Genomic DNA, 14,496 nt, shown 5'->3' on the forward strand with positions numbered 1-14,496 from the left:
TTCTCTTCTTCCTTCTTTTTTCTTCAATACAGGATCTCCAACTAGAGAACGTAGAATCTCGTGCCTTTTTAGTCGAATTAATAGTCATTTATTTTGTGTTTTTGAAATCGGATTAGCACGATTTCTCCCAAGTAAATTTTTATCATACGTATTCTTTACTACGTGTTCGATATTGCTTAAGCCTTACTCTTGCTGCTTTTGTATCAATTATCTGTCAAAAAGCAGAAACTAAACCGCCTTAATCACGTTGTTTTTAGTATTAAAAAGTGGTTTTAGTATGTTTTTTATATAGTATCTAAGTATTAGTACTTACGTAAATTTGCTTCATACTAATTAAAACACATTATTATGCAAAAGTTTAAAACCACATTATTAGGCACTCAAGGTTTGAAAATTACAAAAATTTCAGCTGCAAATTTTTCAAAATCTATCTTCTTGGGAATAGCCTTAACATTTATAAGCCACAATGAAGCAAAAGCGCAATTAAGTGCAACAGGACAAATTAGACAAAGAACCGAACTTAGAGCAGGTCAGGGAACGTTACAAAAAGAAGCAGACAAAGCAGGATTGTTCGTCTCTCAAAGAGCACGATTAAATGTAGGATTCACAGGATACAGATTCAAAGTATTTATGGCGTTACAGGATGTACGTGTTTGGGGACAAGATGCTTCTTCTATCAACAGAACAACTACAGAGGCAAATAACGGTGTCATGCTACATGAAGCTTGGGGAGAGATTATGTTAAACGATACTACTAGTACTATTCAGAATTTATCTATAAAAGCAGGACGTCAGGAAATCTCCTATGATGATCAAAAAGTATTAGGAGGTTTAGATTGGTTGCAACAAGCCAGAAGACATGATGCAATTGTTTTCAAATTTGCAAACAAAGGATGGATTGCTGATGTTGGAGCGGCATTCAATCAAAATAAAGAACTTAATGCTAGTACAATTTATAATGGTGTTCCTACAGCGTATGGAGCTGGTACAAACGGGATTGGTACGATGTACAAGTCGTTTCAATACGCTTATCTAGGAAAGAAATTTTCTTTCGGAGATGTATCGTTTTTATTCTTCAAAGATGATTTTAATAAGTACACTAATGTAACTGCGGGAGTTCCAGCGGTAACAACTAAAGTCTATGGAGAAGGAGTTTGGAGTCGCAATACTACCGGATTTTATTTCAACACTAATGTTACGAGAAAATTCAATCTTACGGGAAGTTTGTACCATCAGGGTGGAAAGGACAAAGACGGCAGATCTATAAGTGCGAATTTGGCTTCCATAACATCGACTTTGCAAGTAGGAAGAAAATTATTTGTAGGTCCTGGAATTGATTATCTATCAGGAACAGACGGTACTAAAGCAGTAACAGCAACTTCAGAAAGCAATCTTTTTGATCCATTATACGGAACACCACACAAATTCTGGGGAAGTATGGATTATTTCTATGCAGCGAATGGTTTTGGAAAACAAGGATTACTAAACTATTTCTTCAAAGCAAAATACAATGCAAAAGACAACCTTACTTTTTTTGTGGATGTTCATGGTTTTGCAGCAGCAAACAAATTATCTAATGGTGCAGGAGGAGAACTGGATTCTTATTTAGGTACTGAAGTTGACTTATTAGTACGATACAATTTAACTAAAATGATCAATTTAGAAGCAGGGTATTCTTTTATGAAAGCAACCAATTCAATGGCTTCAGCTGCTGTTAAAAATGTTACTACACCAGATCTTAGCCCTCAATTCGCCTATGTGATGGTAAATATCAAACCTAATTTTTTAGCTAAAAAATAGACAAATAGAAGTATTTAATCCTTAAATGAAAACAAAATGAAAAAACTAAATAAACAATTAACAAGGAATTCCAAAACAATACTATTGACCTTGTTTGCCGTAATGATAGCATCTCTTACAACAATAAGCGCTCAAGGTGATCCCGTAAAATTGGGTTTCATACCGTTAACAGATTGCTCACCAATTATTATGGCTAAGGAGCTGGGTCTATTCAAAAAATACGGTGTTGAGGTAGTGGTAACTAAAGAATCGTCCTGGGCTAATGTTCGTGATAAGATCTTAACAGGAGAATTAGACGGAGCACATTGTTTGTATTCTATGCCATTCTCAGTATACACCGGAGTTGGAGGAAAAGCAGGATCTGAAATGAAAATTGCAATGATGCTGAATGTAAACGGACAGGCTATTACACTTTCAAAAGATTTTTGTGGAAAGGTTGGTTTTAAACAAATGAATAAGGTAACTCCAGTTGTGGCCGCTAAATTGAAAGCTGAAAAAGAAGTGACATTTGCAATGACTTTCCCTGGAGGTACGCATGATTTATGGTTGCGTAACTGGATGTCAGTTGCCGGTTTGAATCAAAAAGCAGTAAAAATCATCACCATTCCGCCACCACAAATGGTAGCTAATATGAAAGTTGGAAATATGGATGGGTTTTGTGTAGGAGAGCCTTGGGGTGGAGTTGCCGTAAAACAAGGAATTGGATTTACACAAGTTGCTTCTCAAGATATTTGGAAAGATCATCCTGAAAAAGCTTTGGTGGTGAACAAAGATTTCAGCGCAAAGCGTAAAGCAGATTTAGTAAAAGTAATGAAAGCGGTAATGGAAGCTTGTATCTGGTTAGACAATCCATCTAATCGTAAAAAAGCAGCTTCTATTATTGGTAGAGCGCCTTATGTGAATGCTCCGGCTGATGTAATCGAAAACAGATTGATGGGGAATTATGATTTAGGTTGTAATCAGGGAACACAAGTTTATACCAAAGATTATATGTTGTTTCACAAAGGAGGAATGGTAAATTTCCCTCGTAAGTCACATGCAATATGGGCAATGGCACAGTTTGTACGATTTGGATATTTGAAAGAAGCACCAAATTATGCTGCAATTGCTGATAAATTGATCTTAGATGATTTGTATAAAGAGGTAGCAGCCAGTATGAAAGTGAAAGTACCAAATGATGATATGAAACCGTTTGCTCTTACTATGGACAAAACTGTTTTTGACCCGGCAAATCCTGCAGCGTACTTAAAAGTTGTAAAAAGATAAATCCAAAATAGAATGCCATTGTCTTTACACCCTCTCTGTACCGAGAGGGTTGGGATGATGCAGAAGAAATACCTTAATTAAACTAAATTTTATTACCATGTCTGATAAAAACACACTAACCATTGATACACTAGATTCAGAAATCAATGTTTCGACAGAAATTAAAAAAAGTGTCGCAGAAGAAAATTATAAACTCAAATTAGCATTAAATACTTTACTTGTAAAATCAAAATCATTGCTTTTAGCAGGTGTAGGTTTGTTTGTTTTTGGCGGATTTTGGAGTTTATTAAGCTTTTATACCGAAGATGCCCTTCCTGGACCAATAGCGACGCTAACGGTTTTGAAAGAAATGTTAAGCGATCCGTTTTATGATTACGGACCGAATGATAAAGGAATTGGATTGCAATTATTCAGCTCTATCAAAACAGTACTTTCCGGATTTTTATTAGGTTCTTTAATTGCTATTCCAATCGGAATTCTAATTGGTGCCAGTACGATTTGCAAACAAGTTTTTTATCCAATCGTTCAATTGCTTAAACCGGTTTCTCCATTAGCTTGGTTTCCAATAGGTTTGGTTGTTTTTAAAGATACAGGAATGGCAACTATATTTATTGTTTTCATAACGTCTTTATGGTCAACACTTATCAATACGTCATTTGGGGTAGCCTCGATTCCGCAAGATCATAAAAATGTGGCTAAGGCATTTGGCTTTTCGAAAATGCGATACCTCACTAAAATTTTAGTTCCGTATAGTTTGCCCCACATCATTACAGGATTGCGTTTGAGTATTAGTGTTGCATGGTTGGTTATTGTTGCTGGTGAAATGTTATCCGGTGGTGCAGGGATTGGTTTTTTTGTATGGGACAGCTGGAATGCATTAAGTCTTGAAAAAGTAATATCAGCCATTATCATTATTGGTATAGTAGGATTGCTTTTTGACAGAATCTTCACTTTTATTGAAAATAAAGTAGCTTACAAAGCTTAATAACATAAAAATTTACGACTATGAGTTATTTAGAAATCAAAGATTTGGAAATTTCATTTCCAACTCCAAAAGGAAAATATATTGCGGTAAGAGATATTAATCTGTCCATTAAAAAAGGAGAAATTATCTCGATCATTGGTCATTCGGGCTGTGGAAAATCAACCATTATGAATGCCATAGGAGGGATGTTAACTCCTACAGGCGGAACAGTAGAATTAGACAATAAAAAAATAAAAGGTCCTGGACCAGATCGAGGAATTGTTTTTCAAAATTATTCTTTATTACCTTGGTTAACAGTGTATCAAAATATTTTTCAAGCAGTTGATGCCGTAATGGATTGTTCCAAAGCAGAGAAGCATGAAATTGTAGAGAAAAACCTGAAAATGGTAAATCTGTTTGAACATAAAAGTAAATTACCAGGGCAATTGTCAGGAGGGATGAAACAAAGAGTGGCAATTGCAAGAGCCTTTGCGATTAATCCTGGAGTTTTATTGTTGGATGAGCCTTTTGGAGCACTTGATGCCCTTACAAAAGGCACGATGCAATTAGAAGTGTTGAAATTATGGAACCTGAATAACAGGGACAAAACTATTGTGATGATTACACACGATATCGAAGAAGCATTGTTTTTATCTGATAGAATTGTGGTGTTGAATAACGGCCCTGCTTCTACAATCAGAGAAATTGTGGAAGTTCATTTACCAAGGCCAAGAAACAAAATCGAAATCGTAAAAATGCCTGAATATATAGAGTTACGAGATAAATTATTACACCTGTTAACTGATAAGTTCTCTATTGAAGATATGGGTATGGTGTATAAAAGTTAATTTAGTTTAATTTGTTTAGTTAGGAATCCCTGTAATGGTTTGGCATTGCAGGGATTTTTTTGTGCATTATAATGCATATAATATATTTATAGGCATAAGTATTGGGGGTATTAAATAAAAAAAAGCAATGTCAAATTCATTATTAATTTTAAAATAAAAGTAAAATTATGCACATACATTATCACAGTGAATCTATGTATCTGGCATTTTTTTAGAGAACTAGTATATTTATGCATATAATTTTGTTAGTCTGAATAAGAATAATTTCACAGCTCTTAAACCTCTAAACTCTGCTCCTAATTCTTTGGAGTAGAGTACAAATCGTCAATAATGATTAATTAATTTACTGGGCTCCCTGATACAGTGCAATTTTATACAAGAAAACAAAGGGGATCAGCTATTTATATAGTATCAGTACTAGTTAAATTATAGTTCAAAGTATTGTTATTGAGATGTATTTATATACTTTTGTATCAATAAACTAAATTAATCATGGTAATTGCGATCAAATCTATACCTGTTTTAAGAGATAAAGCTGCAAAAGTTTTCACCTTGACAATTACTGCAAATACTGAAAAAAAATTTTCTGTAGATTTTTCTAAGCAGGTGTCAACAGCGTCCAAAATTTTAGCTAAAGCAAAAATTTAACACTATTGGGATTTCTTCTTGACGATTGTACGCTTAAAATTTATGACAACGAAGTAATTAATTCTTGTAAGCCCTTTGATTGCGACAATAAAGATTTAAACGATTTTTTTACGGTGATGCTTTAAATTATTATTCGGAGTTATTAGGTAAAACTTATTGTTTTACTTTAGATAAAGACCCTGAAATTATTGTCTGTGCATTTACTATTTCCAATGATAGCATAAAAACCTTTCTTCTACCTAATTCGCGTAAGAAAAAAGTAATCAAAGACATTCGTAGACAAAAACAGATGAAATCCTATCCAGCTGTTTTAATAGGAAGGCTTGGGGTAAATAAAAATTATAGATTTATAAAAGACGAAGCTGAAAGGACAGATAAGCAACTAATGGACTTTATAAAATCTTGGTTTATTGATGGTGCAAATAAGACAGGTTGCCGTTTTATAGTAGTCGATTCATATAATGAAGTTGGTCCTTTAAAATATTATTCAGATAATGAATTTATTCCTTTGTTTAGCACTGAAAAACAAGAAAAAGAATACACTGGTCTTGATCCAGATACTAAATTAGAAACTCGTTTAATGTATTATGATTTAAACATATTAAAAGCATAATTCTTTTGGGTTTGCTTCTAGTTTTTCACAGTTACATAATCTGTTAATTTGCGGTTTGATTTTTTAGCTTCTACACAAGACGTAAAACCGTAATAGGAAGTGTTACGCCTGTGCATGAAGTAAAAACTTTCTAGAGGAATTGAAAGTTTTGGGGTTCTTTTTTGAATGAAGTTTTCTGGTGTTTAATAACAATTTTTTTAACCCAATTAACACATTCAAAAAAGGATTATTTTATTTTTTACGTTCCATTTCTCGGGATAATGTTGGTTGTTTGTCATTCATGATTTTAGTCACGGTAAGGTGCATCCAAATCAAACAAACTGCAGAAAATAGTAGAATAAATATCCAAGAGCTTGACCAGATTCCTGTAGAAGTTAGTAGGTAACTAAAGATAATTGGTCCAAAGAAGCCTCCTAATCCACCGATCATCCCTACCATTCCACCTACAACTCCAACTTCAGTTGGAAAATATTCAGGAATGTGTTTGTAAACGGCTGCTTTTCCAATTCCCCAAGAAATACCAATAAGTATTACTAAAATTAGGTATACCCACATGTTTGCGTCAAAATGGATGTGCGTAATTCCTTTAGCAACCAATTCTTTTTTCTTAACGTCTTGATTTTCGCTTACAACTACTTGTTGCCATGAAGTTCGAACAGGAAAAATAGAACTTTCCATAGGTTTCTCTACCTTTTGAATGATTGCAAAGTCCTTATCACCAATTTTTACGTTAGCGTCAGAAACGGATGTAATAGTTCCTTTTTTTGTAGCCATTACACCAGGACCTGTGGTAGTGATATCCATTTTTGGAATCATAAGCAAAGCACTTAATATTACAGAAGATCCTAATACCCAATACATCACTTTTCGTGCGCCGAATTTATCGGATAAATACCCGCCAAATGCACGAATCACACCAGAAGGTAAGCTGAACATGGTGGCAAATAATCCGCCCATTACTAAACTCGTTTGATATACGTTCATAAAGTTTGGTAACAACCATTGTGAATAGGCTACGAAACATCCGAACACTAAGAAGTAATAGGCTCCAAATCTCCAAACACGTACACTTTTTAATGATTGAAGCATTTGAGATACAGTTTTTGACTGATTTTCAATTTTTTTGTTTTTTGCAAAGACTAAGAAAACAATACCAATAGCTACTAAAGCTGCGCCATAAATTACGGGTAGTAATTTCCATCCATTTTGAGGGTCTTCAATTGAAAAATGATTCAATAGTGAAGGAGCAAGAAAGGTGGTTATTGCTGCACCTGCATTTCCCATTCCAAAAATACCTAATGCTCTTCCCTGCCATTCTTTTGGATACCAAATAGAAGTATAGCCAATACCAACAGCAAAGCTTGTTCCTACCATACCAAACAAAAAGCTTAGAAGGGCAAACATGAAAAAACTATCTGCGAAAGGAAGTAGAAACAAAGGAATAGAGCAGAGCAGGAGTAATATGGAAAATACATATTTTCCGCCAAATTTATCAGTCAGAATTCCGATTGGTAAACGCATAATGGAACCCGTTAGAATTGGAATTCCAAGAAGCCAGCCTACCTGAACAACGCTCCATTTGAAAATGCCGTTATCTACTAAGAAAGTAACCAAAACACCGTTTAAAGTCCAACAAGCAAAACATACAGTAAATGCAAGTGTGTTTAAAAACAAAATTTTATGAGATTGGGATAAAGAGTTTGAATTTTTCATGATACTTATATTTTTGACAAATGTAAGTACTTAGCCCTAGTTAAAACCTGCGTTTTCGCAGTTTACGTAAAATAATTAAGTATTTATACTTAATTATTATAAAAATACGTAGTTTTAAAGGGGTTGAAAAAATTCAGAAATAAAAAAAAGATTACAATAGCGAAAATTCAGTAGCTTTATTGGAAAGTTCCATCAGGTTTTTTACTTTCAATTTTTTCATCAGATTAAAGCGGTGCACTTCGGCAGTTCGTTTGCTGATGTCTAAAGCTTCTGCGATTTCTTTATTGCCTTTTCCGGACAATAAAAGTTTAAGAATTTCTTTTTCTCTTTTGGTTATCAGCTGTTCTTCGTCTAATGTTGGTTTTGTTTCTATTGTTCCGGAAGGATTGCTAAGCTGGCCGATTAATATAGAAGAAATGTCACCACTAAAGTATTTTCCACCATTAGCAACAGTATGAACTGCTTTAAGAAATTCTTCTTTACTGGAGCCTTTCAGTAAATAACCATCGGCTCCTGCTTTTATGGATTTTAATACGTACTCTTCTGATTCGTGCATAGAAAGCATGACAATTTTAACCATATTGTTTTGGCTTCTCAATTTTTCAACTACTTCTATACCGGTTAGATTGGGCATACGAATATCTAAAATCAGTAAGTCAGGTTTAGTCGTATCTACCATGTTTAGAGCTTCTAATCCATCCGTAGCTTCGCCTACAACTTCTATATTGACTTCGTTTTCTAATAATGATTTGATACCATCTCTTACAAATACATGATCATCTGCCAGAACAACTCGAATAGTATTACTCATAACTTACTTAATTTTTGAAATCTAATTATTACGTATATTAACCTAAAAATAAAGGCTAAGATACGTATTCTACTGAAAATATTTTATTAGGATTGAAAAAAGAGTGAATTTTATAAAATTCTACCGATTATATAGGAATATTGAACGTAATTCGAGTCCCCTCTTCTGGAATAGAGTTAATAAAAACCCGACCATTAATATATTGGATTCTTTCTTTCATAAAAACCAATCCCATTCCGGACTCACTGTTTCGCTTCTTTTCAGCTCCATTAATATCAAATCCTTTTCCATTATCGTCAATTGTAATGCTCAAAATAGAATTGCTATGCGATAATTGTACAATAATATGTGTGGAATCGGCATATTTTAAAGCGTTGTTAATGGCTTCCTGTGTCAGTCGATAGATGTTGATTTCAATTAAGGAATCCAGTCGTTTATCAAAATTGGTTTTATTATAAAAAAGAATATTTTTCCCGGTGAGTTTGGAGAGTTCCTGAGTTAGTTTTGCAATAGACGAAACAATACCGTGATCGCTCAGTTCCGGTGGCATCAAATTGAATGTCGCGGTACGGACTCCTTTTATAATATCAAGAGATAATTTTTTTAAATACTCTATTTTTTGGGCCGATTTTTCTTTGTCGTCCAGATTGATACTTTCCAGACTAAATTTCAGGCCAGTAAGCATTTGTCCGATTCCGTCATGAATTTCTCTGGCAATTCTGTTTTGTTCGTTTTCCTGATTTTCGACAATTTTGCTCGAAATAATTTTCTGCTGGTTAATTTTATCAGTTACGTTTTCGGTGTTTAATCGTTCGACTTCCTCTTCCGCTTTTTTACGTTCGGTAATGTCAAAACAGATCACCAATAATTCCGATTCCTCTTTTTTTATGGTTACCGGGATCATCGACAGATCCAGCCAAAGGGATTCTCCATTTCTGTTGGTGATATTAAGTTCACCTTGCCAGCCACTACGCTGCTTTTCGGTAATAATCCTGTCAATTATTAATTGTTCTTTTTCTATTGGAGTCAAAACCTGTGAGAAAGTTTTATCAGAAACGAATGGGTTGTACTGCAACAGTTTTGAGAATTTTTCACCAATATGAATTACGGTACCATCAGGGGCAACCCGGCAATAGAGTAATGTATTTTCCATTGCGTAATTGAGCGATTTCAATTCTTTGACTGAATTTTCTTTTATTTCACTGATAATTTCAGTGTTGTAGGCTAGTTTTAATGCCTTTTTTTCGGAGGATAAAAGTTTGGAAATAAGTTTTTCTACTTTTTCGTTTGTAGGTTTGAAAATGAACTGGAATTCCAATAATAAGACAAATAATGTAAACGCTAGAATCGCATATTCTGTCTTGCTTTGCAAGGTTACTTTTTCGAGTGCTCCTTTGTCGTACTCACCTACAATTTGATTCATTTTGGAGAGAAAGAGACCTTGATTTTCAAGAATAGTCTGAACTAATTTTTGATTTTCAGGTTCGTTTTTATGTGCTTTTTTATTTTCCAGAAAAAGAGTCGTGGCGCTTACGATAGAGTCAAAATTGGGTTTTATTGACTGAAATAGTGCAGCGAGAGCCTCGCTTTTTTCTTTTGGAAAACCGAGGCTGTCATTCCCTTTTTCTAAATTATAATGCGTAGCTTTCCAAAGAGAAAGCGTTTCGTTTATGCGGATAACCTCTTCATTTTTTTTGGCAGTATCCGTTACAAAATTCAAGATCAAAACTTCTTTCGTCAGTTTCTGGCTCAACATTCTTTGTTTTCCGGAAATGTTGATGATTCGGGAATCACTCAGTTGACTGTGGAGGTTGTACTGTATCAGCAGCTGGCTTAGCAATACCGTAATGGCAATAGTCAATAAGGCGAAAAGATACAATCGTCTTAAGTTTTTAAATGAAATAGTGTCGATGGATCCTTTGCCGCCTTTTTTCATAACGAGATCAAATTACAATCCAAGAGCCTCTTTTATCAATTCAAAATTTTCAGGGCTAAAGTTTATTTTTAGTGCCTCCTGATGTCCTTTTTCAGACATTTTATTCCATGTTTTCAGAATGATATTTTTCATTTTCTCCCTGTCGTGTTTGTGCACAAAAGGATCTAAGTAATGCTCTAGAAATACTAAGCAAATCACATCTTCTAAAAGCTGTGTTTCCTCGTCTTTTTTAAGTAATTTTTTTTCGATTAGAAAAGAAACTCTGGCGATAAATTCCTCGCTGTAACCTGCTTTTTCTAAAATAACTGCCGTTGTTTTGGCGTGAAATTTTTTCAAATCTTCGCGCCATTTTAAATAACCCACACGATCCATAGGGTAGGATTCTCGGGCTATTTTCCATCGGCAAATGTGTTGTGCTTTAGAGGCAATCTGAACTTCTTCTGAAGCATTTGGATGAAAATCCATCAGTCTCTCGTACATTCTATTAGAATATAGTAATTCTTTTGGATAGGTTGTGCCTTGGTATGTTTCGTGGTTTGGATCTTGAGCATTCTCTGCGTCAATCCATTTACTTGCGTTCTGGAATGGTGTTGCTGTCATTTGAAATGTTTAAAATCAAAGATACATAATTATTCCAAAAAGCCAACGAATACTTCATCTTCTACAACTTTTACAGGGTAGGTTGCAATTGAATATTCCTCTCCATTCAGATTCGAACCATCTACAAGAGAAAAAGTTTTCTTGTGCATTGGACACGCAATCTTTGGAATACCATCTGCAGATCCTGTCATACCTCTGGACAATACCATTTCCATTCTGTGTGGGCAAACATTTTGACAGGCATACCATTCGTTTCTTCTTTCAAAGTTAAAAACGGCAATTTGTTTATTTTTGTATTTGATGCAACCGCCTCTATTACTAGGGAAGTCTTTTATTTTTCCAGCTTTAAACCATATTTTCACATCGCTTGGATGTACTGTTCCATATTGACTTAAGATATCTTCCATTTTTTATATGTTTTTATTTTTCATCACTTCAACAGCTTTTGTAACTATTGCGAATATTTAAATAAGCTGTTGAAGTTGAGATGGAAAAAAGATTATAACTATTTGCTTTTTATTACCAGGGTCTTGGCATTTTCTGATCTCTTAACGGCACATATTCAATATTGTCGTCTTTTTCATCAGAATTAACGAAGTGGCTAAAACGCTTCATCAATCTTGGTTTTTCAAGTACTTGTTTCCATTCGCATTCAAAAGTGCCAACCAGTGACTCCATTTCTGCTTCTAATGTTTCGCAAATCCCCAAACGATCAAAAATGATTACTTCTTTTAGGTAATCCAGACCACCGTCTAATTTGTCCAGCCATGTAGCTGTTCTAACTAATGGTCCGGCAGTTCGGATGTAATACATTAAGAAACGATCTAAATATTTGATAACTGTTGCTTTGTCTATTTGTTCGGCCAGTAAAACAGCGTGTTTTGGATTCGCTCCACCGTTTCCGCAGATGTACAGGTTCCAGCCGCCTTCAACAGCGATTAGTCCAAAATCTTTTCCTCTTGCCTCAGCACATTCCCTGATGCAGGCAGAAACGCCTCCTTTTATTTTATGGGGTGCACGGATTCCTTTGTATCTGTTTTCCAATTCAATAGCAAAACCAGCGCTGTCATCCATACCGTAGCGACACCATGCATTTCCTACGCAACTTTTTACGGCTCTTAATGATTTTCCATAAGCATGTCCGCTTTCAAAACCATTTTCGATTAATATTTTCCAAATTTGAGGTAAATCGTTTAAGTGTGCCCCAAATAAATCAACACGTTGTGCTCCCGTTATTTTGGTATATAAGTCGAATTGTTGGGCCACTTGTCCAATGACAATTAATTTTTCGGCAGTAATCTCTCCACCGGCAACTCTTGGTACAACAGAATAGGTTCCGTTTCTTTGAATGTTCGCAAGGAATCTGTCGTTTGTATCTTGAGTTGTGACGTGTTTGTTCGCTGTGTCATTATAGATACTGGAGAAAATAGAGGCAACTACTGGTTTACAAACTTCGCAACCATCTCCATTACCATGATGATCAATTACTTCGTAGAAGTTGGTATATTTATTTATTTTAACGATATCAAACAATTCTTGTCTGTTGTAATGAAAATGCTCACATATCGTGTCTTTAACTTCTTTTCCTATTGATTTTTGAGTAGCTTTTACGATATCTACTACCATCGGTTTACAACCGCCACAGCCGGTAGTTGCTTTGGTTAGTTTTACTACATCTGATAAACTGGAACAAGTTTCGTCGATAATAGAGCAGCAAATCGCACCTTTTGTAACATTTTCGCAAGAACAGATAATAGCAGTATCTGGCAAATCCATTGCGTTTCCTAAAGTAGAAGCTTCTCCGCCTCTGGAACCAAGAATTAAATCTTCCGGGTTTTTAGGTAACGGCATAGCGTTACTGTAAATTTGGAACAATCCATTATAATCGCTTGAGTCTCCTACTAATATTCCGCCTAATAAGGTTTTGGAGTCTTTCGTAACGTTGATTCTTTTATAAATGCCGCTCAATTTGTTTTCGTAAACAATGGCGGTCACATTCTCGTTTTCTATAAAAGGATCACCAAAACTCGCAACTTCGACACCAATTAATTTTAATTGTGTAGACATATCGATGGTTTCCCTCATCGTTTTTGCGCCTTTCAGGATTTGTTCAGCCGCAACGTCAGCCATTTCATATCCAGGAGCTACAAGACCATAAATCATATGATTGTAAAGTGCTACTTCTCCTATCGCATAGATATATGGATCTGAAGATTGCATTTTATTATTTACTATAATTCCTCCTCGCACGCCTACTTCCAATCCTGAAACTCTTCCTAGTTCGTCACGTGGTTTTATTCCCGCAGATATTACCAGCATGTCTACTTTTAAGAGTTCGTCTCCTTCAAACATCATTCCTGTTATGTGCTCTTCTCCAGCAATATACTGAGTTGATTTGTTCAGGTGGATGCCAATGTTGAGTTCTTCGATTTTTGATTGCAGCATATCACTTGCTCCTTTGTCCAATTGTCTAGGCATCAGTCTAGGGGCAAATTCCACTACATGAGGATTTAAACCTAGATCATATACCGCCTTAGCAGCTTCAAGTCCCAGTAATCCGCCACCAAGTACAGCAGCTTCTGTAGCGCCATTTTGCTTTATTTTCTTGGCATAAGCCATTATTGCATCCAGATCTTCTATGGTTCTGTAAACAAAAACACCTTCTTTTTCAACCCCTTCTATTGGTGGGACAAACGCAGACGAGCCTGTTGCTAAAACTAAGTAGTCGTAGGTGTGTATTTTTTCTAAATGTGTATGTACCGTTTTTTGCTCTCTATTAATGTCAGTAATTAATTCAGAGGTATTTAGCGTAATGTTGTTTTCTTCATACCAATTTGATGTTGATAATGATAAGTCGTCAGCGCTTTTACCCGCAAAGTATTCACTCAAGTGAACTCTATCGTATGCGCGTCTTGGCTCCTCTCCAAATACGGTGATTTGATATTCTTCTTGTCCTGATTTTGCAACGAATTTTTCACAAAATTTGTAACCTACCATGCCGTTTCCGACTACTATTACTTTAATCATAATCTCATTAATTAAGTATTATTACGCAAATATAAGTATAAATACTTAATTTGTATGCTTAATTTCATGTTTTTGAAAATAATTGATAATTATTTAAAAAAGGGTGTTTTAAATAGGGTATTTACAATAAAATTACTGTTTTTATGAAATAAATATTTTGTATTTGGGGGAGTCAAATGGAATTTAAACAAAAAAACTCCCAAATAGTGTCTGGGAGCTTTGTATTAATCGGAAACTATGTACTTATGTTTTAAAAATATTTCTTTAGAA

At 34.9% G+C, this 14,496-nt stretch carries 11 protein-coding genes; 5 read left to right on the plus strand and 6 right to left on the minus strand.

Annotation, left to right across the window (positions count from 1 at the left end):
- The first annotated feature begins 348 nt into the window (after nt 1-348).
- The 5 genes from ACNQGN_RS01065 to ACNQGN_RS01085 all read left to right on the plus strand — a co-directional run bounded on the left by ACNQGN_RS01065 (nt 349) and on the right by ACNQGN_RS01085 (nt 6,139).
- A complete protein-coding gene (locus tag ACNQGN_RS01065) occupies nt 349-1,800 on the plus strand; it encodes an alginate export family protein (RefSeq protein WP_417986024.1) in 1,452 nt (483 codons plus the stop codon).
- Between the two features lie 36 nt (nt 1,801-1,836).
- Nucleotides 1,837-3,066, plus strand: a complete 1,230-nt coding sequence (locus ACNQGN_RS01070; protein ID WP_417986025.1) for a CmpA/NrtA family ABC transporter substrate-binding protein — start codon at nt 1,837-1,839, stop codon at nt 3,064-3,066.
- 97 nt (nt 3,067-3,163) lie between these two features.
- Nucleotides 3,164-4,051 carry a nitrate ABC transporter permease gene (ntrB, locus tag ACNQGN_RS01075; protein ID WP_417986026.1) on the plus strand — a complete coding sequence of 296 codons (888 nt, stop codon included), beginning with the start codon at nt 3,164-3,166 and terminating at the stop codon, nt 4,049-4,051.
- A 20-nt stretch (nt 4,052-4,071) separates the two neighbouring features.
- Complete coding sequence (locus tag ACNQGN_RS01080; protein ID WP_417986027.1) at nt 4,072-4,878, plus strand: ABC transporter ATP-binding protein; 807 nt, start codon at nt 4,072-4,074, stop codon at nt 4,876-4,878.
- A gap of 937 nt (nt 4,879-5,815) precedes the next feature.
- The gene (locus ACNQGN_RS01085; protein WP_417986028.1) at nt 5,816-6,139 is read left to right on the plus strand and encodes a hypothetical protein; all 324 of its coding nucleotides are present in this window, start codon (nt 5,816-5,818) and stop codon (nt 6,137-6,139) included.
- Nucleotides 6,140-6,370: 231 nt separating this feature from the next.
- Here ACNQGN_RS01085 and ACNQGN_RS01090 read toward each other — a convergent pair whose 3' ends face one another.
- From ACNQGN_RS01090 to nirB, 6 genes are all read right to left on the minus strand, one after another.
- Complete coding sequence (locus ACNQGN_RS01090) at nt 6,371-7,852, minus strand: MFS transporter (protein WP_417986029.1); 1,482 nt, start codon at nt 7,850-7,852, stop codon at nt 6,371-6,373.
- A gap of 151 nt (nt 7,853-8,003) precedes the next feature.
- Complete coding sequence (locus tag ACNQGN_RS01095; RefSeq protein WP_417986030.1) at nt 8,004-8,663, minus strand: response regulator; 660 nt, start codon at nt 8,661-8,663, stop codon at nt 8,004-8,006.
- 127 nt (nt 8,664-8,790) lie between these two features.
- Entirely contained in the window at nt 8,791-10,599 is a 1,809-nt protein-coding gene (locus ACNQGN_RS01100; protein WP_417986031.1) for a sensor histidine kinase, read from the minus strand.
- A gap of 12 nt (nt 10,600-10,611) precedes the next feature.
- A complete protein-coding gene (locus ACNQGN_RS01105; RefSeq protein WP_417986032.1) occupies nt 10,612-11,199 on the minus strand; it encodes a DUF4202 domain-containing protein in 588 nt (195 codons plus the stop codon).
- Nucleotides 11,200-11,228: 29 nt separating this feature from the next.
- Nucleotides 11,229-11,606 carry a nitrite reductase small subunit NirD gene (gene nirD / locus ACNQGN_RS01110; RefSeq protein ID WP_417986033.1) on the minus strand — a complete coding sequence of 126 codons (378 nt, stop codon included), beginning with the start codon at nt 11,604-11,606 and terminating at the stop codon, nt 11,229-11,231.
- A gap of 112 nt (nt 11,607-11,718) precedes the next feature.
- Nucleotides 11,719-14,226, minus strand: coding sequence for a nitrite reductase large subunit NirB (nirB, locus tag ACNQGN_RS01115; RefSeq protein ID WP_417986034.1), 2,508 nt, complete (start codon nt 14,224-14,226; stop codon nt 11,719-11,721).
- Nucleotides 14,227-14,496 lie beyond the last annotated feature (270 nt).

Source organism: Flavobacterium rhamnosi, assembly GCF_048286515.1.
GTDB lineage: Bacteria > Bacteroidota > Bacteroidia > Flavobacteriales > Flavobacteriaceae > Flavobacterium.

Coding starts and splice junctions, on each gene's coding strand:
- ACNQGN_RS01090 (WP_417986029.1), bottom strand. CDS start 7,852: ATGAAAAATTCAAACTCTTTATCCCAATCTCATAAAATTTTGTTTTTA.
- ntrB (WP_417986026.1), top strand. CDS start 3,164: ATGTCTGATAAAAACACACTAACCATTGATACACTAGATTCAGAAATC.
- ACNQGN_RS01065 (WP_417986024.1), top strand. CDS start 349: ATGCAAAAGTTTAAAACCACATTATTAGGCACTCAAGGTTTGAAAATT.
- ACNQGN_RS01070 (WP_417986025.1), top strand. CDS start 1,837: ATGAAAAAACTAAATAAACAATTAACAAGGAATTCCAAAACAATACTA.
- ACNQGN_RS01095 (WP_417986030.1), bottom strand. CDS start 8,663: ATGAGTAATACTATTCGAGTTGTTCTGGCAGATGATCATGTATTTGTA.
- ACNQGN_RS01100 (WP_417986031.1), bottom strand. CDS start 10,599: ATGAAAAAAGGCGGCAAAGGATCCATCGACACTATTTCATTTAAAAAC.
- nirD (WP_417986033.1), bottom strand. CDS start 11,606: ATGGAAGATATCTTAAGTCAATATGGAACAGTACATCCAAGCGATGTG.
- ACNQGN_RS01105 (WP_417986032.1), bottom strand. CDS start 11,199: ATGACAGCAACACCATTCCAGAACGCAAGTAAATGGATTGACGCAGAG.
- ACNQGN_RS01080 (WP_417986027.1), top strand. CDS start 4,072: ATGAGTTATTTAGAAATCAAAGATTTGGAAATTTCATTTCCAACTCCA.
- nirB (WP_417986034.1), bottom strand. CDS start 14,226: ATGATTAAAGTAATAGTAGTCGGAAACGGCATGGTAGGTTACAAATTT.
- ACNQGN_RS01085 (WP_417986028.1), top strand. CDS start 5,816: ATGAAATCCTATCCAGCTGTTTTAATAGGAAGGCTTGGGGTAAATAAA.